This window comes from Pedobacter sp. AC464, from assembly GCF_979253075.1.
The window spans coordinates 2335546-2354784 of sequence record NZ_CEEDBV010000001.1 but is presented as its reverse complement, the minus strand read 5'-3'; the positions used below and the strand labels follow the sequence as shown (position 1 = coordinate 2354784).

Here is a 19239-nt window from a genome sequence, read left to right as displayed (position 1 = left end):
TTAAACTCAAAGCAACATGAAAACTCTAAAATTAAAAGACGGAACAGAAATTTTTTACAAAGATCTTGGCAGCGGCCAACCCATCATGTTCCACCACGGCTGGCCACTATCAGCCGATGATTGGGATGCACAAATGATTTACTTTCTTCAAAAAGGCTACCGAGTCATCGCACATGACAGAAGAGGCCATGGCAGATCTACACAAACAACTAGCGGCCACGAGATGGAAACCTATGCTGCGGATGTGGCTGAATTAACCGAATTTCTCGATTTGAAAAATGCAATCCACATCGGCCATTCAACAGGAGGCGGCGAAGTCATTCGTTACGTAAATAAATATGGTAAAGATCGTGTTGCAAAGGCGGTTTTAATAAGCTCAGTTCCTCCGGTAATGGTGCAAAGCGAAACCAATCCAGATGGTGTTCCCATTTCAGTTTTTGATGACATAAGAGCACAGACACTTAACAACAGGCAACAATTTTATATTGATTTAACCTTGCCTTTTTATGGTTACAACCGCGAAGGTGCCGACATTAAAGAAGGCATTAGAAGAAACTGGTGGAGACAAGGAATGATGGGCAGCATCCTGGCACATTATGAATGTATTAAAGCATTTTCCGAAACGGACTTTACCGAAGATTTAAAAGCTGTTGAAATTCCGGTTTTAGTGCTTCACGGAGAGGATGACCAGATCGTGCCTTACCAAAATGCTGGTGTAAAATCGGCAAAACTGATTAAAAACGGTACACTTATTACCTATCCGGGATTTCCACACGGCATGCCAACCACCGAGGCTGCAGTGATCAATAAGGATATCCTGGCATTTATTCAGTCGTAATAAAGAGTAGCTCCATTGTAAATTGATGAGCCATTGCCTAAAAATAACGGGAAGCCATCGTATCTAATTTTAAATTGAGTAAATTAAGCCCTATCAAGATGAACAAATTAAAACTTTACGGAAAGCCTGATTCGGCAGAAGTCTATCAAATTATGGACTTTCTGAAAAGGAGTGTTGTCGCTTTCGACTGGATAGATATTTCAGCAGACAATACTGATTGGCATTTGCATACAGGCGAATTTACAAACGATGAAAAACATCCGATGGTCGAGTTTCCCGACGGAGCATTTGTTGTAAACCCAAGCATTGAACAAATTGCAGCCAAACTCGGCTGGATAAGCAAACCACGCCTTAACGAATATGATGTATCTATTTATGGCGCCGGCCCTGCCGGACTCAGCGCTGCGGTGTACGCTGCGTCTGAAGGTTTGAAGACTGTGCTGGTTGAGCGGGAAGCTGTTGGCGGACAAGCCGGGACGAGTTCTCTGATAGAAAATTACCTCGGATTTCCTGAAGGCATATCTGGCGCCGAACTTGCCGAAAAAGCTAGGCAGCAGGCTTTAAAATTTGGCGTGGAAATTTTGCTCCTCAGAGAAGGGGTGAAAGGCACTTTTTACAATGGACACATAAGAGGGGAGTTTGCCACCGGCGAAGCGCTTATTGCTAAAGCAAATATTTGCACCACGGGTGTAGAATATGCTAAGCTTAACCTGCCGGATGAACAGCGTTTTCTCTACAATGGCGTTTACTATGGAGCGGGAGCGAGCGAAGCGCTTTTCTGCCAGGATAAAGACTTATATATCGTTGGAGGTGGAAACTCCGCAGGTCAGGCTGCATCATATTTTTCGGGATTTGCGAAACGGGTATTTATGGTGATACGGAAAGGCAATCTTTCTGATACCCTTTCCGATTACCTGATTCAGCGCATTGCAAGTATTAAGAACATCACAGTACTTTACCATTCTGAGGTTACAGGCCTGGATGGCGACCATTCGCTTAGGAGAATAAAAATCAGAAATAGCCAGGATGGCGCCGAAAACTGGCATGATACCTCGAAGTTGTTCATTTGCATCGGCGGTAAGCCAAATACAGAGTGGGCTAAAGACACGGCGATTTGCCGCGACAAAAACGATTACATTTACACCGGTAACGATTTGGTAACCCTTGATCAATATAAAGTTTGCTGGAACCTCGAGCGCCTACCTTACTCATTGGAAACCAGCGTTCCGGGCTCATTTGCCGCTGGTGATGTAAGGGTTGGCTCGGTAAAAAGGGTTGCATCTGCGGTTGGAGAAGGCGCCATGGCCGTAACACAAGTTCATCAATATTTATCTAAATTATAATAAAATGGAAGATCATAATATTTGTAGCCACATCAGCGCAGTTAAGACGCTGAAAAAGGAAAAGGAACATGTTTGCGAAGTTTGCGTAAAGGAAGGAAGTGACTGGGTACACCTGCGTACCTGTCAAACCTGCGGAAAAACATTGTGCTGCGATTCATCACCGAAACAACACATGTCTCACCATTGCAAAGCCGAAAAACATCCGGTCGTAATATCGTCTGAGCCGGGAGAAAGATGGCTCTACTGCTATGTAGATGATGAGGTTGCGGAATATTAATTTTTCCAGGCAGAATATCAAAATTTCAGCTTTATTAATAAGTTAAGGAGACTTCGCCTCCTTTAACTTATTAGCTTATTAAATTAAGAGCGGATTAAAGTCCTGAAATAAGCAATGACTGATTGTTAAAACCCGTTAAGAATATCCACACCTCGGCTTCGTAATTATTCCCGCCTGCTTTCAACGGTATAAACAAAGCTATCAGCCTTGTAAAACCCAAGGTTATATTCGATGGGCTTCTCATTGACGTCATAAACAAAGCGCTTTCGAAACAGTATGGGCAGGCCTGCCTTTGTTTCAAGCTTCTCAGCAATAAACTCATCTGCAGAAATCGCGCTGATTTCTTCCTTTGATACCATTGCAATAACACCGTGTTCATTTTCCAGCATCTCATAAAGTGGCGCTTTATAATCTTCATCGCCCGTCAGGCCAACACTTGGATGGAAATAAGATTCAAAATAGACAAAAGGGCCTTCGGGTCTTCCCCGGAGTCTGACCAGTTTTAGTATCTTTTTATCTTCTTTAATCTGGAAAAAGCTCGCAATGCGTTTTTCGGGATATACCCAGCTTACATGTAGCTCAAAATTTCTAATCGGAATTCCACGCGCGCTCATTTCCTGCGAAAAGCTCATCCAGTTCTTGGATTTCGAACTCAACGATTTCGATTCTGCAACCTTGGTACCAACACCCTTCTTACGCACCAGCAGACCATCATATACTAACTTATTTATGGACTGTCTGAGTGTGGTGCGGGAGATCGAGAGATCTTTCGAAAGCTCAACTTCGTTGGGAAGCAATTTGCCGCCGACGTATTCGGGACGCTCAATTAATTTCCTCAATAATTCCTCCGCCTGAATGTGTAATGGTACCGGGCTTTTATGGTCAATGGTAAGTTTCATACTCAATACAATAATATAAAATTTTTGATTAATTAACATATATGTATGTACAATCAATTCGCTTATCTCAATTGAATTAGTCCTCATGCTGTATATATAGATTGTTTGTTAAATATTTTTGTTTTAAAACGCTTGCGTAGTTATAAATAAATATTACATTTGTATATACATACTAATGAATGTATTGTCTAACCAAATTTTTTTCAATGAAATCCCCTCGATTAAAATTGCTAAAATTTGCCTGATTCTGTGACTTTATTCCGGTATCGTCTGATGCATTGGCGCAAATGATTACACTTTAATCCTGAACCTATCTTGATATGGGCAGGTAATTTAGAAAGGTTGCAATTTGAAGTTGAGGCTAGATACAATTGTATAAACATGAATCAAATCACAGAAGATATTTATCAGAATTCCAACGTAGACATGTCGATAGAAGAACCAATGCGAAATACCGAGCAGGAAATTATGCCTGCATCAATTGCTCAAATCAATAGCCCAGAGGGGTATAATATTTATCCTTATTATCCTCTGGGCGAAGGGCAAATCTTTGAGGGCTTCAGGCAACTCGCCGACTACATTATAGCCCAAAAGACAGTCATTATCGATGGTTATGTCGGGGTTTACTGGACACGGATTGTGCGTTCACTTGAGCGGGAGTTCCAAAGACGGGGCATCCGGGCAAATGTCGTGGAAGCTTCCTCTTTTTTAAAGCAGGAAAAGGTAATTGATGCGCTCGCGGATGAATTTTTGGGCGAAAAAGATGCTGTATGGGGCAAAAAAACTAGCATGGAACTGGCGGATTTCTTTGACTTAGATGCGCTTAGAAGTTCGGCTATTTTACAGGATTACGAGTTGAACCTGCTGGTTGGATGTGGCGCTTCGCTGAGCGGCTGGGATGCTGCACTTGCCTATGTTGATTTGCCAAAAAATGAGCTTCAGCACCGAATGAGTGCAGGAGCAATCTGCAACTTAGGTAAATCCCGACCGCAGGATCCCGCCGAGATGTACAAACGTTTTTATTTCATAGACTGGGTGGTACTGAATGCCCATAAGCAGGCTTTATTACCAAGAGTCGATATATTCATCGATGCACAGTGGGAGGAAGAAATTAATTTTGCCTATGGAGAATCGATTCGAAGAGGACTTGAAAAGATGTCCCGCTCAGTATTCCGGGCAAGACCCTGGTTTGCTCCGGGTGCATGGGGTGGTCAGTGGATGAAGCAGCGAATGCCCCAGCTGGATCAGCGTGAGGTAAATTATGCATGGTCGTTCGAGCTAATCGTTCCTGAAAATGGTTTAGTCTTTGAAAGTGCCGGATTACTTTTAGAGGTATCGTTTGACCTTTTAATGTTTCAGCAGAGTAAAAACGTCCTGGGCCGTCATGCTGAAAGGTTTGGTGCCGAATTCCCAATCAGATTTGATTTTCTGGATACTTTCGACGGCGGGAATCTGTCCATACAGTGCCATCCGAGTTTAGATTACATAAAAACCCAGTTTGGCGAGCAAATAACCCAGGATGAGACCTACTACATTTTAGACTGCAGGGATAATGCGGGAGTCTACCTGGGTTTCCAGGAAGATATCGAAGCTGAGAAATTTAGAAGCGTACTCGAAGAAAGTAACCGGGATGGTGTAGAAGTGGATATTGAGAAATATGTGCAGCTCCACAAAGCTAAAAAGCATGACCTGTTTTTGATTCCCAACCGTACCATCCACAGCGCTGGTGCGGAGAACCTGGTGCTGGAAATAAGTGCCACGCCATATATTTTCACCTTTAAAATGTACGACTGGCTGAGGCTGGATTTAAGCGGTAAACCGCGGCCAATAAATATTGAACATGCCTTCAGAAACCTTGATTTTTCAAGAAAGGGAGAAAAGGTAAAGCAGGAACTGATTTCCAGGCCTCAGGTGCTTTTCGAAAAGGATGGCGTGACCTGTTACCATCTTCCAACCCACAAGGAGCATTTTTATGATGTGCACCGACTTGACTTTAGCTCGCAGGTCGAGATTAAAACGGAGCAGGTATGCCATGTCCTGATGCTTGTCGAAGGTGAGGCTGTGCAGGTCTTGACTAAGGATGGCACTGAAATGGACTTTGTCTATGCAGAAACTTTTGTAATTCCCGCCTCTGCCGGAAGTTATAAGCTTATCAATAAGTCTGCGCTCCAGGCAAAGGTAATTAAGGCCTTTTTAAAATAAACCTATATGAACTTAGAACCACAATACAATAGCGATACAAAAGTCGGGTATTATCTTTATCTGGTGTGCCTTGTTGCCGCACTAGGCGGATTTCTTTTTGGCTTTGATACCGCAGTAATTTCCGGGACCATTAGCTTGGTGACAAGAGATTTCGGACTGGATGCGGTAAGCGAGGGATGGTTCGTTAGTTGCGCCCTTCTTGGCTGCATAGCTGGTGTTGTCATTTCAGGCAAGCTCAGCGATAGCTTTGGGAGAAAAATTGTACTCATCCTTTCTGCATTTTTATTTCTTGTATCTGCACTCGGGTGCATGTATGCTGGCTCTTTCGCCTCATTGATTGCCTTCAGGCTGATAGGCGGAATAGGAATTGGTGTGGCATCGATGGTTTCCCCGCTCTACATCTCAGAGTTTGCGCCCGCAAGGCTTAGGGGAACTATGGTCTCACTATATCAGCTCGCACTCACAATTGGCATCGTAACCGCTTATTTTACCAACGCATATCTGGCCAGTCGTGCAAGCGAACTTCCATCACAGGCCACACAGGCCATAATGTCTCAGCAGGTCTGGAGAGCGATGCTTGGACTTGGCGCCGTGCCGGCATCGATATTTCTGTTGTCACTAATTGCTGTGCCGGAATCGCCCAGGTGGCTGCTTTCTAAGGGACGAGAAGGTGCTGCGCTGAAAATTCTGACGAAGATTGACGGGCCATATGCTGCCAAAAAGGAGCTTGATGCCTTCCATGCGAACAACGCAAAAAGTGAAGATGGTTCATTCAAGACACTTTTTCAACCAGTTTACCGAAAAGCGCTGTGGATAGGTTTGCTGCTGCCTTTTTTATCGCAGGTGTGTGGGATAAATGCGGTCATCTATTACGGTCCCAGAATTTTAGAACAGGCTGGCTTCACGTTAAATAATGCCCTGGGCGGACAAGTAACCATTGGGCTTGTCAATGTACTTTTCACTTTTGTTGCAATATTCACCATTGATAAATGGGGGCGTAAGCCGCTCCTTTATATTGGCATTGGCGGGGCAGTGATTTCGCTGATAATTATTGGTATGCTTTTTTATTTAAATGTGATTTCGGGTCCCTGGATTCTGATTTTTATTCTTGCTTTCATTGCCTGTTTTGCTTTTTCCTTCGGGCCTGTTTGCTGGGTTGTCATCGGGGAAATTTTTCCGAACGGGATCCGGGGTAAAGCCATGTCTCTTGCGACATTGACGCTATGGATAGGCAATTTTTTTGTCGGGCAATTGACCCCTGTGCTGCTCCAGGGACTCGGTTCATCCTGGACATTCTGGATTTTCGCAATCTGCTGTTCGCCCGCACTATACCTGACATGGAAGCTAATTCCTGAAACCAAAGGCCGTTCCCTGGAGGAAATCGATGCACACTGGCAGTTGGATTCAAACTCAATTCATAAAACCTAATAGCCCTGAACACATTTTCAGAATGCCTCAGGGCATCACCACTTAACCAAATATTATGAGACTCAAATTTTACCAAGGCAAAAACAAGGGCCGGCTGCAGGTTCTGCAACTCGCTGTACTGGTGTCAGTTTTGCTTCCTTTCAGCCCCGGGCCAGCTGCGGCGAAGGCTTCAGATTTTCCATTAAGCGTTTCCCCGGCACGCGAAATTTCTATTACGGGTAAGGTCCTGGATGAAAAAAACATCGGTCTCCCGGGCGTAAGCGTGCAGATTAAGGGGACTTCCGTCGGTGCTGTGACTGACCCAAGCGGTGCATACAGCATTTCCATTCCCGAGAACCTATCTGGCCGGAGCCTGACCTTTTCCTACGTTGGATACCTGAGTGAGGATGTTCCCATAGCAGGAAAGCGAACGATTAACGTACAGTTGAAACCCAGCGCAGCAAACGCATTGGAAGACGTCGTGGTTGTGGGTTATGGTACGCAAAAAAGGGTTTCCATAACCGGTTCAGTAAGCACAATTGATTCAAAAAATATTGAAAACAAACCGGTACTGAATGCTTACCAGGCTTTGCAGGGAGAGGCGCCGAACTTAATTATCCAGCAGTCAAATCTAAATCCTGGTAGTGATGTTACCGTCAACATCAGGGGCGTGGGTACCCTTGGCGACAATACCCCTTTGGTTGTGGTCGATGGTATAGTCGGGGGGAACCTGAATACCATCAATCCAAATGACATTGCCAGCGTTTCGGTTCTGAAGGATGCGGGTTCTGCAGCGATTTATGGCTCCCGGGCAGCCAACGGGGTGATACTCATCACCACAAAGGCGGGAAAACTCAACCAGGCAACAACAGTTTCTTACAACGGAAGCTATGGCATTCAGGATGCAAATGTTTTGGTCCATAAAGTTCCGGCATGGCAGAATGCCTATTATAAAAATGAGTCGCTGGTCAACTCTGGACTGAGCCCGGCCTACACGCCCGACCAGATACAGCAACTCAAAGATCAGGGTGATGGCACCTGGGATATTGAACACCTCTTGCGCACGGCGCCTCAACAGTCCCACAACATAAATATTGCCGGTGGGGGAGAGAAAAGCGCCTTTTATGTTTCTGCGGGTTATCAGGATCAGCAGAGTAATTTTATAGGAAATGGCGGGGATGGTGCGAATTTTGGTTACCAGAAATACAATCTGAGGCTGAATCAAACCAATGTAATCGGTAAGTTCAGGACTAACTTTATCTTACTTTATACCAAGACCAGAAACAAAACCAATAGTGTCGGTGATAACAATATTTTTGCCGACGCAAACCGGGTACCGCACAACTTTAACTGGCAGGATGAAAATGGGAACTATCTGACCAATCCCTTCGCTTCCCAGTATAATGAATATGGGGTACTGGAAAAAGGTGGATTCAACCAGGCAGACAACGATGAAATTTTTGGTTCATTCAATGGACAGTTCAACATCACAAAAGATTTGAAACTTACCGGTGAATTTGGTGGCACGCTCCAGAACAACGGCACTTTCTTCCGCCGTGTACAGGTAAACTACCTGCCTTCGGGTGTTTACGGGGATGACCGGTCCGTACTGGATGCCAACAGCAAGTCCCAGCTTTTCAATACTAAGCTTTACCTCGAATATGGAAAAAAGATTTCGGAACATGATTTTAAGGTTCAGCTTGGTGCCTCCAGTGAAAATTATTCACAGCGCGGATTTCAGCTGCAAAAAACATTAACCGATCAATTGCTGGGTACACCAACGACGGGCACCCTGGTTGATCCTATTAATTCTAATAACAGCTTGGGCATAAATTCCAACAGCCTGCTTTCTTTGTTCGGTAGAATAAATTATTCCTTCAAAGATAAATACTTGCTTGAGGCAACGGCGCGTTATGACGCATCTTCAAAATTTGCCAGGGGCAACAGGGGCAGTTTCTTTCCTTCAGTGAGTGCTGGCTGGCTCGTGTCTCAAGAATCGTTCATGCAGTCGATAAAGAACACAGTAAATTCTTTAAAGATTCGCGCTTCGTACGGGGTGCTGGGCAATCAGAACGTTGGGAATTTTCAGTATCAGACAACCTATTTCAATTACGCGAGTGCTTATGGATTCAATAACATTCCTGTCGGCGGTGCAGGAACACTGTTGTCAAACCGTGATCTGACCTGGGAAAAAGCTTCAACGTTCAATATTGGTCTTGATGCAGCCTTTTTTGAAAACAAGCTGACCGCTTCGTTTGATTACTTCAACAAAGTAACCAGGGATATCCTTCAGCCCAGGCAGGACATCCCAGCAATTTTTGGAGCGGCCACACCTGATTTTAATGTTGCCAAGGTGCGCAGCAAGGGATGGGAAGCTTCACTGAGCTATAACCTTCGCGGCGAAAACGTGACACAAAGCTTTAGCATTAACGTTGCAGACAATCAAAATAAACTACTCCAGCTATCCGGCGGCGCTACCGAGCAGATTATCAACCAGGATGTATTTCAATTGCTTCGAAGAGTAGGTGAGCCAATCACCCAATATTACGGTTATCAGACCAATGGCTTTTTTCAAAATCAGGCCGACATTAACAATTCCCCAAAGATTGCGGGCAATGCAGTGGTTCCAGGGGATGTTAAGTTCAAGGACATCAACAACGACGGGGTAATTGATGCAAAGGACAAGACAGTGCTCGGAAATCCCTTTCCAAGATATACGTTTGGTTTTACTTACCGCCTGGCAGTAAAAGGGTTCGACCTCCAGCTGTTTATCCAGGGCGTCGGTAAGCGGGAAACATTTCTTCGTGGAGAGCTTGTTGAGCCTTTCCACTATGGATATGGAGCCACGGTGTACGAACATATGACCGATTACTGGACTCCAGATAACCCCGATGCACGCTACCCGATATTTGCCAATATCGGTTCGCCGTCCAATACAAACAACTGGAGAACTGGTTCTGATCTTTATAAATATGATGCCGCTTATCTGCGCCTGAAAAATGTGAATATCGGTTATACGCTTCCGGAATCATTGACCCAGAAAGCCGGATTGAAACGCGTTCGGGTTTCCCTTATCGGACAGAATCTATTCACCCTTTCAAAGCTGAAGTTCATTGATCCCGAAACTTCGGAATTTGGAAACAATGTCAGCACCGGATCGAGCTCAAACAGTGCCCGTCAGTATCCGTTGCCAATATTTTATGGTGCGGGTCTGGACATTACTTTTTAATCACATGGTTAGCATTACTCCTATGAAATTTTTATATAGAAACCTCATAATCGCTTCAATCATTCTTGCCGTGGCAGGATGTAAAAAGCTTGATATCGCACCGACTGACCGCTTTTCAGATTTAACCTTCTGGACTGTCGATGTCAATGTAAACAATGCGCTGAATAATAACTACAGCCTGCTTTATAACAGCTCGCTGTATTTCGAACCTGAAGCGTTATCAGACAATGCCTATTCTCCTTCAGGAGACTTAAACTTAATTGCCAGCGGAAATGCAACTTCGCTGACCGCAAAATTTGCGGGGGACTGGGCAAGCTATTATAAGACCATCAAATCGGTTAATATTTTCCTCGATAACGTGGATCAAAACAAGACCTTGCCCCAGGCAACCATCGCCAGGATGAAGGCAGAGAACCAGTTCATGCGGGCTTTCGCGCTGTTTAACCTAAGCAAATGGTATGGTGATGTCCCACTTCCGGATCACGATTTAACCCCCGAGGAGGCTCAGGTGATTCCTCGCACTTCGAAAGCTGCGGTCAGCGACTACATCATCGCCCAGCTCGAAGCTGCAATCCCGAATCTGCCAAGTAAAGATCAGCTTCCTGCCAGCGAAAATGGCAGGATAACAAAAGGTGCAGCGCTCGCTTTAGAGATGCGGACCTTTCTTTATCAGGGAAATAAAATGAATGAAGTCGTCTCGGTTTGTGAAAAATTAATTAACAATCAGTCAACTTATGGCAACTATGCCCTCAGCCCGAGTTATGGAGCGCTTTTTAGCGATCCGGCAACCAATAAGAACAACAGCGAAAGTATCCTGTCCCTGCAATATGTACCTACAGTAAGGACATGGCAGAATTTCTGGGATTTTGCACCAAGAACCGTGGGCGGCAGGGTAAGCGCAATGGCACCGACCCAGGAGCTGGTAGATGATTATGTGATGCTCAACGGCCGGGGGATAAAAGAATCCGGGTCAGGGTATCTGGAGAGTAACCCATATATCAACCGCGATCCGAGATTGACCGCAACAGTCGTTTATGATAGATATACATGGGTTAATCCAAACAACACCACAAAGACCATTTACATTAAGCCAGGTTCGGATCCGGTTCAACCCGGCCTGGATGAATATTCGCCAGGCTCTCAGAGCGCTTCTGCAACAGGATATTACTGGAGAAAATATTTTGATCCCATTGCGCTTTCAAGTTTTGTATCCGGAAATAACCTTCACCTGTTCCGCTACGCAGAAGTACTGCTTAGTTATGCTGAAGCTAAAAATAGCCTTGGGCAAATGGACGCTTCGATTTGGGCGAAAACGATAGGTGCCCTTCGTTCCAGGGCTGGATTTACAGATGCAGCAGCGCTTGCTTATCCTTCAGGTGATTTAACCAATATCATCCGCCGCGAGCGCAGGGCTGAACTTGCGATGGAAGGATTGAGGGCTGATGATATCAGACGATGGAAGGTGGCCGAGGTAACCATGAATGGTTTTGCCCACGGTGCCAGGTTTGCCACAGATCAGAATATTGACGGGGGTTACATCAGGACGCAGCAGCGTAAATTCAATCCAGCAAGAGATTATCTCTGGGCCGTTCCTTCGAGCGAGGTGAGCCTGAATAAAAATTTGACACAAAACCCAGGTTATTAAAAATTATCCGGATATGAAAAATCTTAAAAAAATAGCGCTGCTCACACTGCTAGTATGTGCTGCTGCGCTTTCCTGTAAAAAGGATAACAAAACGCTGAATGAAAACATTAGCCAGTTGGGGAGCTTAACTATCCCGCTAAACCAGGCGAGTATTAAATTAACGCCCTCTAATGCCGCGGCCTCCCAACAGTTCAAATGGGGTAGCGCCACACCAGAAGACGGAGGTCTTGTCCTTTACGAAGTTGCCTTTGATAAAGAAGGCGGGAATTTTACTGCACCAGTATTTAAAGTGGTTTCTGATGGTGGCGGTGTACAGCCCCAGGTGACAATATCGCATAAAGATTTAACCAAAATCGCCGCTTTGTGCGGAATTAATTCTTCCTCCACAGGCAAGGTCAGCTGGACGGTCATCAGCTCAAAAGCATCAAGCAGAAAAGCCAGTGGAGAAATTAGGATGCTACAATTGGAACGCCCTGCAGGATTCGCGGAAGTGCCAGCCGAACTATACCTGACGGGTTCGGCAAGTGAAGGTGGTGATGATTTGAGCAAAGCGGTAAAATTCAAAAAGCTTGAAGACGGCGTTTTTGAGCTTTACACTTCATTAAAGGCGGGGAGCTATCAGCTGACTGATAAGCAGGCCCAGGCAGGCAGGAAATTTTCCACTGAAGGTGCTTTGATAAAAGAGGGAACCCAGGTTGTTACTGTTTCAGGTAACACAAAGTTGTACTATCTAAAATATGATTTCAATGTTGCCAGCGTGGTCGAAGCCAGCGAAATTCAAAGCCTGGGGCTTTATATGTCTGCTTACGCATCAGAAATCGGGCAGCTGAATTATACAGCAGATGGTACATGGAAGTCGGGCATCATTCCGGTTACATTTTATCAGTTTTCCTGGGGTAGGGATGAGCGCTATAAATTTGCACTCCATACCTCATCGGGAATCAAATATCTGGGCAGCAGCAATACAAATAACGTTAGTCCGGTTGGGCAGGCGACATCTTATTTCTACCTCAACCAAGTAAGTAATGATCAGTGGAACAATACCTACAAATTCAACCCTTCAGCAGATAACAAAAGCATCATTGCCACAGTGAACCTGAACGCTGCAGGAGCTTACACCCATAGCATTGTAACGCAGTAAGAAATTTACCAGTCAACGGCAAGTTCCGGTGGCTTAAAAACCTACCCTATGAAAGCGATAGTGAAAAACACCTTGCTGGGCTTAGCGCTCATTTTAGCCATCTCATGCAAGAAAGGAGCGGAGCCACAACCCGTCTCGCCACCGCCGGTTGTTCCACCGGTGGTGCCAGGTGCGAAAGTAGACTACCTGCAACAAGCTAAGGACACACACAACTTCACAGTCAATAACCTGCTCACCGCGAGTTACGGGTATCGCGCAAATACCACCTCAAAATCCGCAAACTGTTTTGAGTGGTATAATGTCAGCCAGATATATGCTGATGCTGCGATGGTCGCAGCCGGGGAATCCAGCTACCTGGTCTACATGAACAATACATTTAGGTTTATGGAGAACATGTGGGACAAGAAAGATCTCAGAGGTGGCTATTTTGCCTCTGTGAACTTAGACGGTAGCGGCGCTGGTGGCGATAAATACGTTGATGATAATGCCCTGAGCGGGATGGTTTACCTGGAAGCCTACGAGGTCACCTCGGGAACGGACAAACAAGCTTACCTTGCCAAAGCCAAGGCCTGCGGAGATTGGCTAATCAATAGCGGGCTTTGGGATAATGTATATGGAGGCGGTTTCTACTGGAACACGCAAAAGCCTGAAAAACCGACCCAGACCAATGGCCTTGCGCTTCAATTGTTTCTAAAACTTTACGAGCTCACCGGAGAATCGGTTTACAGGGACTGGGCCAGGCAGGTCGATACATGGCTCAATGCGAAGATGTTTGATGCAAACACAGGGTTGTATATCTGGAAAATCGACGGCGCAGGGGAAGGATTGAAACATACTGAAAAGTTTACCTATGACAATGCCATCATGGTTGAAGCGTTCTTACTTTACAGCAAAATTATGAATGATGCCGCTTATCTGAACAAGGCTCAAAATCTTGGCAAGGCAATGAATACCACGCTCTGGAACGCATTGTATAAAGGCTACGTTTTTAATACAGCTGAAACCAGAATTAATCCGGCATGGTGCGCCTGGGGGTCTCAGGCCATGATACGCCTCTATCAGGCAGATAAAAATGAAGCCTGGCTGGTCTTTGCAAAAGAAAATATCAACCGGTTAAATCTGGCCAACCGAAATTCTGCTAATTTGGGCTATTATTTCTTTGCAGGATTTGACGGACAAAACCGCTCGAGTGAAATGGAAACCGTTGATCAGGCATGGATGCAACGGCTCCAGGCAATGCTCTCAAAATATTAAAATTAAAAGGGCCCTATGAAGAAAAAAGAAAAAAGAATACTATCCGCACTGGCACTTTTGCTTTTGATGGTACCCGGGGCATACGCCCAGGATTTGCTTAAATACGTGAATCCAAATATTGGAACTGCCCACAGCAGGTGGTTTTTCTATACCCCTGCTGCCGTTCCATACGGAATGGCAAAACTGGCGCCCTCAACCAACGGGAGTTACGGCAACCTGCAGGGCTGGGAGGCCGTCGGTTATGATACCCGCCACAACTCGATAGAAGGATTTGTTCATTTTCACGAGTGGCAGGTTGGCGGCATCAGCTTCATGCCAACAGCGGGCAAGCTGAAAACTGTTCCCGGAGATCTTGAAAATCCGGAAAGCGGTTTTCGTTCAGCTTTTGACCGAAAAAACGAAGTTGCCAAGCCCGGTTATTACTCGGTTATTTTAGATGAGTTTAAAATTAAAGCAGAACTTACTGCCACCAAAAGGGTCGGTTTCCACCGCTACACTTTTCCTCAGTCTGCAGACTCACGAATCATGCTGTCAATAGGCAATGTCCAGGGTGAGAGCGGGCCGGTAAGCGATGCCTCAGTGGAAATGATTGACGATACCCACTTCCAGGGATTTGTTATCACCTATCCGAAATATGTGAAAACCTATGACCAGGGGGGGCGGGTTGCGATGTTTTTTTTCGGTGAACTGAGCAAGCCGCCTGGCTCGGTAGGTGCGTTGAGTCAAGGGGGTTCCATTCCAGGTCAGCGTTTTTCGAAGGGGATAGGCGCTGGTCTGTATTTAGGTTATCAGACAGCAAAGGATGAAGCGATAGAAATAAAGGTGGGTCTTTCCTACACTTCCATCTCCAATGCAAGACTTAACCTTAGGGCCGAAGCAGCACATATGTCTTTTGACGGTGCAAAAACTGCCGCCCAACAGGAGTGGAATACCCAGCTGGGTAGGCTTAGCGTTTCAGGAAAAGATGAGGCAGAGAAAACAAAATTTTACACCGGCTTATACCATGCCTTGCTCGGACGCGGGATAGCGAGTGATGTAAATGGAAATTTTCCAAGGCATGACGGCACTATCGGTCAGCTTCCAAAGGATGCGAGCGGCAAATTCAGTTACAATTTTATGAATACCGATGCGATATGGGGAGGATTTTGGAACATCACCCAGCTCTGGGCACTTTCCTATCCATCGCATTACAGTGATTTTGTACATACCCAGCTGGAAATTTATAAGGAGAGGGGGTGGTTCGGAGATGGAATCGCAAACAGTAACTTTGTTTCAGGTGTTGGCACAAATTTCGTCGGACTCGCGATCGCGGGGGCCTATCAGTCCGGCATCAGGGATTATGATGTTGATCTCGCTTATAAAGCGGTTCTGGGCAATGAACTTAACTACGAGAACCGGCTGGTCGGTTCAGGTAAGTTGGACACCCGCAGTTTTATCTCGAAGGGCTATGTGCCTTACCTTGATGAGGACAAAACGGATTCAACTGGGTCACACTTTTCAGGTTCTCATACGCTCGAGTATAGTTACAGTGCTTTCGCTGCAGCGCAGTTAGCAAAAAAAATGGGCAAACCATCCGATTTTCAAAAGCTGATGGGCCTATCGCAAGGGTGGAAAACTATATTTGATGAAAAGCTGAAGCTAGTTCGTCCGAAAAACGGGGATGGAAACTTTATTGACAGGTTTGATCCGCTTGAAGCGTGGAGGGGGTTTCAGGAGGGCAATGCAACCCAGTACACTTTTTATGTTCCGCAGAACCCCAAGGAATTAATAGCAAAGATAGGCAGAGACACTTTCACTAAACGCTTAAACGACATTTTTGAAACCTCACGGAAAAACGCTTTCGGTGGGGGTAAAACTATTGATGCTTTTGCCGGGATTCAGTCGCTTTATAATCACGGTAACCAGCCTAATCTTCACATCAGCTGGCTTTTCAATTATTCCTCGGCGCCCTGGCTAACCCAAAAATGGACCCGGGCAATATGCAGTGAATTTTATGGAACCGAGCCTATTCACGGCTATGGTTACGGGCAGGACGAAGACCAGGGTCAGTTGGGATCATGGTATGTCATGGCTTCAATAGGTCTGTTTGATGTAAAGGGACTGACAGATTCAAGGCCTGCCTTGCAAATCAGCAGTCCCGTCTTTGACAATTCGCAGATTGTTCTGGGCAATGGCAAGCGCCTGGTCATCGAAGCTAAAAATAACAGCCGCGAGAATGTATACATCCAGTCTGCACGCTGGAATGGAAAGCCATTAACAAATGCCTGGATGTACAGGGATGAACTGATGAAAGGGGGCGTACTAACCCTGATAATGGGCAATAAGCCAAACAAACGCTGGGGTGTAGCGGTTCCGCCGCCATCGGTACAGTAATGAGCGAAATTAACCTCTAATTGATATGAAATACCTTCTTAGCTCGGTGATGATATTGTTGTTTATGGAAAGTTATTGCCAAAGGGTTACTGGAGGCGATTCCGTGAAAAACAGGGCCGATGCTTTTTTTGACAAGGTCTGGAAGAAGTACAGGCTTGATGGGCATTCAGGACTGTTTAGCGAACATTACCCTAGAGGAGAAAAAACCGAACTAGACTATTTCCAGGGCGCTAACGTCCGGGAAAAAGAGGCCAGTTTCCTCTGGCCGCTTTCAGGAATGTGCTCGGCAGCTAACGTACTCATTAAGTTTCCTGACTTAAAAGAGAAATATTCCAGCTACCTGGATACCCTTGCCATTGGCCTCTGGACTTACCGCGACAGCATCCGAAAGCCCATTGGCTACCAGGCCTATCCTGCGAAATTTGAAAAAGCTGACCGGTATTATGATGACAATGCGCTGGTTTGCATTGACTATTGTGAAAGCTTTCAGAATACTAAAAATGCCATCTATTCCAAAAAAGCCATTGAAGTATTTAATTTTATTATTAGTGGCTGGGATGGGCAACTCGGTGGGGGTGTTTACTGGCTTGAAGGACACCAGGACCAAAAACCTGCGTGCAGCAATGGGATGGCGACGCTTGCCGCGCTTAAGCTTTACCAAACTACGGGCAATAAAGTGTATCTGGAATGGGGCAAGCATTTTTACGATTGGATGCATTCATCCCTTCGCAATCCTCAGGGCATCTACTACAATGACATGAAAATGGATGGCAAGCCTAATCCAACATATTATACTTACAATACCGGGTCGATGCTGGAAGCATCAGTAATGCTCTACAAGCTCACCGGTAAAACAAAATACCTTACTGAGGCACAGCTGCTGGCCAAAAACGCATTTAATTTTTTTTCCAGAGAAATAAATGGCCGAAGGAGACTCAGCATCGACCTGCCCTGGTTTGTGACTGTTTTATTCAGAGCTTACCAGGCGCTTTACGAAGTAGATAAGAATCCCGAATACATCAAAGCCATTACCTATGAACTAAATGAAGCCTGGCAGAACTCCATGGATAAATATGGCCTGCTCAGCGCCAAGTGGCTTAATGATGAGCAAAGTAAAGAAAAGCCCAAATGGCTCCTGGATGAAGCCTGCGTGGCGGAACTTTACGCAAGAATTGGACTGCTTGGCCCGACCAACAAAGAATAAGGAAATGAACGAAAATATAATTCTTGGAGCAGACATCGGCGGCTCCCATATCACTGCTGCGCTGGTAAATGTAGCTAACGGTCAGATTTTGCCGGGCTCTTTGTATCGCGAAAAAGTCAACTCAAAAGCAGGCGCTTCCGAGATCATCAGCACCTGGTGCCGGGTGATTTCGGGCAGCTTAAAATCCGCATCAAACTCCGGAAAGATTGCAATAGCCATGCCCGGACCATTCGATTATCAAAAAGGCATATCCTATATGAAAAACATGGATAAATATGATGCCCTTTATGGCCACGATGTTCGCAGGCTTATGTTAATGGAACTGGGTGGGGATGTTGCGGAAATCCGGTTTATTAATGACGCAGGATGTTTTCTGCAGGGCGAACTCAAGCATGGAAGCGCTTCTAAGTACGATAAAGTCATCGGCTTTACCCTCGGCACAGGATTCGGTTCAGCATGGGGCATCAAGGGAACCGCAACAGATGCAGATTACTGGCACTATCCTTTTATGGGCAGTATTTGTGAACACTTTTTTTCCTCCAGGTGGTTCGTGTCCAAACATGCTCAATACTCAGGACTCCAGGTGCCTAATGTGAAACACTTAATCGAGGAAGCGGACTCCGGAAATTCTTTACTTGAATTATTTGATGAGTTTAGCATGAATTTCGGGATTTTTCTGAGTAAGATTTACAAAAAGGAAAATTTTGACTGCATCGTTCTTGGCGGGAACATTTCAAAAGCCTCCTCACTGTTTTTGCCTCAGCTTCAATCATACCTCAGCACGAGGTCAGTTCTGGTCCCGGTCTATATTTCAAGCTTTGGAGAATCTGCAGCATTGATCGGTGCGGCTTGTTCCATAGCATAATGGCTGAAAGAAAAGCATAACAAAAACTTCCTGGTTACGCTGCGATACTGGGTGTTAGTGTGGAGAATAAAATAGTTCGTGATGCCGTGCCGGTCGAAATCCTTCGGCATGTCCTTGGACTGGTCCAGGAGAACTTGTTTGTCATTTTCGTGACTATGGTCGTAGTAGATATGACCTTCGTTAGCATATATTTCACGTTTTTACGCTAGATCATAGAAAAGGCAAGACCTTACCAGCAGGTTAATGCCGTGGATTCGGTGATAAACATTTTCAGGATACTTAAGCAATCAATCAAATAATCATGGTTGACTTGTTTGCTAAAAAAAGCCACTTATCAAGCCTGGCATTCACAGCTCAGGGTCCGCTTTGAAATTTAGTCTTTGAACGTAACCTCGGATTATCAGTCTTGCTATAGATTAAATTTCTTAATGCCGAATACGATTTGTTCCGATAAGATCGGACGGTTTTCCGATTTCGTAAAGTTCAAATAGTAAAAGTGCTACTTCAAGAAAGATGGGTTCTCAGGACGGTACAATTTTTTCCGGCGCAAAGGTCTCCATCC

Annotated in this window: 13 protein-coding genes; 12 read left to right on the top strand and 1 reads right to left on the bottom strand. The window is 45.3% G+C overall.

Annotated features, from left to right (window positions below):
- Positions 1 to 16 precede the first annotated feature (16 nt).
- The 3 genes from AC0IWT_RS10205 (at position 17) to AC0IWT_RS10195 (ending at position 2458) form a co-directional block, all read left to right on the top strand.
- Positions 17 to 838, top strand: a complete 822-nt coding sequence (locus AC0IWT_RS10205; protein WP_471797110.1) for an alpha/beta fold hydrolase — start codon at positions 17 to 19, stop codon at positions 836 to 838.
- Positions 839 to 936: 98 nt separating this feature from the next.
- Positions 937 to 2181: an FAD-dependent oxidoreductase gene (locus tag AC0IWT_RS10200; RefSeq protein ID WP_471797109.1), complete on the top strand. Its 1245-nt coding sequence runs from the start codon at positions 937 to 939 to the stop codon at positions 2179 to 2181.
- Positions 2182 to 2185: 4 nt separating this feature from the next.
- Entirely contained in the window at positions 2186 to 2458 is a 273-nt protein-coding gene (locus tag AC0IWT_RS10195; RefSeq protein ID WP_471797108.1) for a UBP-type zinc finger domain-containing protein, read from the top strand.
- A 164-nt stretch (positions 2459 to 2622) separates the two neighbouring features.
- On the opposite strand, the gene AC0IWT_RS10190 is transcribed toward AC0IWT_RS10195, so the two are convergent.
- The gene (locus AC0IWT_RS10190; RefSeq protein WP_471797107.1) at positions 2623 to 3357 is read right to left on the bottom strand and encodes a GntR family transcriptional regulator; all 735 of its coding nucleotides are present in this window, start codon (positions 3355 to 3357) and stop codon (positions 2623 to 2625) included.
- Positions 3358 to 3738: 381 nt separating this feature from the next.
- Here AC0IWT_RS10190 and AC0IWT_RS10185 point away from each other — a divergent pair, with 381 nt between their 5' ends.
- Genes AC0IWT_RS10185 through AC0IWT_RS10145 form a run of 9 tightly spaced genes read left to right on the top strand, consistent with a single transcriptional unit; the run spans position 3739 to position 18677 of the window.
- Positions 3739 to 5559 carry a class I mannose-6-phosphate isomerase gene (locus tag AC0IWT_RS10185; RefSeq protein WP_471797106.1) on the top strand — a complete coding sequence of 607 codons (1821 nt, stop codon included), beginning with the start codon at positions 3739 to 3741 and terminating at the stop codon, positions 5557 to 5559.
- A 6-nt stretch (positions 5560 to 5565) separates the two neighbouring features.
- Positions 5566 to 6987: a sugar porter family MFS transporter gene (locus tag AC0IWT_RS10180; RefSeq protein ID WP_471797105.1), complete on the top strand. Its 1422-nt coding sequence runs from the start codon at positions 5566 to 5568 to the stop codon at positions 6985 to 6987.
- 55 nt (positions 6988 to 7042) lie between these two features.
- Positions 7043 to 10195, top strand: coding sequence for a SusC/RagA family TonB-linked outer membrane protein (locus tag AC0IWT_RS10175; RefSeq protein ID WP_471797104.1), 3153 nt, complete (start codon positions 7043 to 7045; stop codon positions 10193 to 10195).
- A gap of 22 nt (positions 10196 to 10217) precedes the next feature.
- The gene (locus AC0IWT_RS10170) at positions 10218 to 11840 is read left to right on the top strand and encodes a RagB/SusD family nutrient uptake outer membrane protein (RefSeq protein ID WP_471797103.1); all 1623 of its coding nucleotides are present in this window, start codon (positions 10218 to 10220) and stop codon (positions 11838 to 11840) included.
- Positions 11841 to 11853: 13 nt separating this feature from the next.
- Positions 11854 to 12981 (top strand): SusE domain-containing protein, encoded by a 1128-nt coding sequence (locus tag AC0IWT_RS10165; RefSeq protein ID WP_471797102.1) that lies wholly within the window; start codon positions 11854 to 11856, stop codon positions 12979 to 12981.
- A gap of 48 nt (positions 12982 to 13029) precedes the next feature.
- On the top strand, positions 13030 to 14235 hold the full coding sequence (locus AC0IWT_RS10160) for a glycoside hydrolase family 76 protein (RefSeq protein WP_056871638.1): 1206 nt from the start codon (positions 13030 to 13032) through the stop codon (positions 14233 to 14235).
- 15 nt (positions 14236 to 14250) lie between these two features.
- On the top strand, positions 14251 to 16608 hold the full coding sequence (locus AC0IWT_RS10155) for a GH92 family glycosyl hydrolase (protein ID WP_471797101.1): 2358 nt from the start codon (positions 14251 to 14253) through the stop codon (positions 16606 to 16608).
- Positions 16609 to 16633: 25 nt separating this feature from the next.
- On the top strand, positions 16634 to 17812 hold the full coding sequence (locus tag AC0IWT_RS10150; RefSeq protein ID WP_471797100.1) for a glycoside hydrolase family 76 protein: 1179 nt from the start codon (positions 16634 to 16636) through the stop codon (positions 17810 to 17812).
- A 4-nt stretch (positions 17813 to 17816) separates the two neighbouring features.
- Positions 17817 to 18677: an ROK family protein gene (locus AC0IWT_RS10145; protein ID WP_471797099.1), complete on the top strand. Its 861-nt coding sequence runs from the start codon at positions 17817 to 17819 to the stop codon at positions 18675 to 18677.
- Positions 18678 to 19239 lie beyond the last annotated feature (562 nt).

Coding starts and splice junctions, on each gene's coding strand:
- AC0IWT_RS10205 (WP_471797110.1), top strand. CDS start 17: ATGAAAACTCTAAAATTAAAAGACGGAACAGAAATTTTTTACAAAGAT.
- AC0IWT_RS10200 (WP_471797109.1), top strand. CDS start 937: ATGAACAAATTAAAACTTTACGGAAAGCCTGATTCGGCAGAAGTCTAT.
- AC0IWT_RS10195 (WP_471797108.1), top strand. CDS start 2,186: ATGGAAGATCATAATATTTGTAGCCACATCAGCGCAGTTAAGACGCTG.
- AC0IWT_RS10190 (WP_471797107.1), bottom strand. CDS start 3,357: ATGAAACTTACCATTGACCATAAAAGCCCGGTACCATTACACATTCAG.
- AC0IWT_RS10185 (WP_471797106.1), top strand. CDS start 3,739: ATGAATCAAATCACAGAAGATATTTATCAGAATTCCAACGTAGACATG.
- AC0IWT_RS10180 (WP_471797105.1), top strand. CDS start 5,566: ATGAACTTAGAACCACAATACAATAGCGATACAAAAGTCGGGTATTAT.
- AC0IWT_RS10175 (WP_471797104.1), top strand. CDS start 7,043: ATGAGACTCAAATTTTACCAAGGCAAAAACAAGGGCCGGCTGCAGGTT.
- AC0IWT_RS10170 (WP_471797103.1), top strand. CDS start 10,218: ATGAAATTTTTATATAGAAACCTCATAATCGCTTCAATCATTCTTGCC.
- AC0IWT_RS10165 (WP_471797102.1), top strand. CDS start 11,854: ATGAAAAATCTTAAAAAAATAGCGCTGCTCACACTGCTAGTATGTGCT.
- AC0IWT_RS10160 (WP_056871638.1), top strand. CDS start 13,030: ATGAAAGCGATAGTGAAAAACACCTTGCTGGGCTTAGCGCTCATTTTA.
- AC0IWT_RS10155 (WP_471797101.1), top strand. CDS start 14,251: ATGAAGAAAAAAGAAAAAAGAATACTATCCGCACTGGCACTTTTGCTT.
- AC0IWT_RS10150 (WP_471797100.1), top strand. CDS start 16,634: ATGAAATACCTTCTTAGCTCGGTGATGATATTGTTGTTTATGGAAAGT.
- AC0IWT_RS10145 (WP_471797099.1), top strand. CDS start 17,817: ATGAACGAAAATATAATTCTTGGAGCAGACATCGGCGGCTCCCATATC.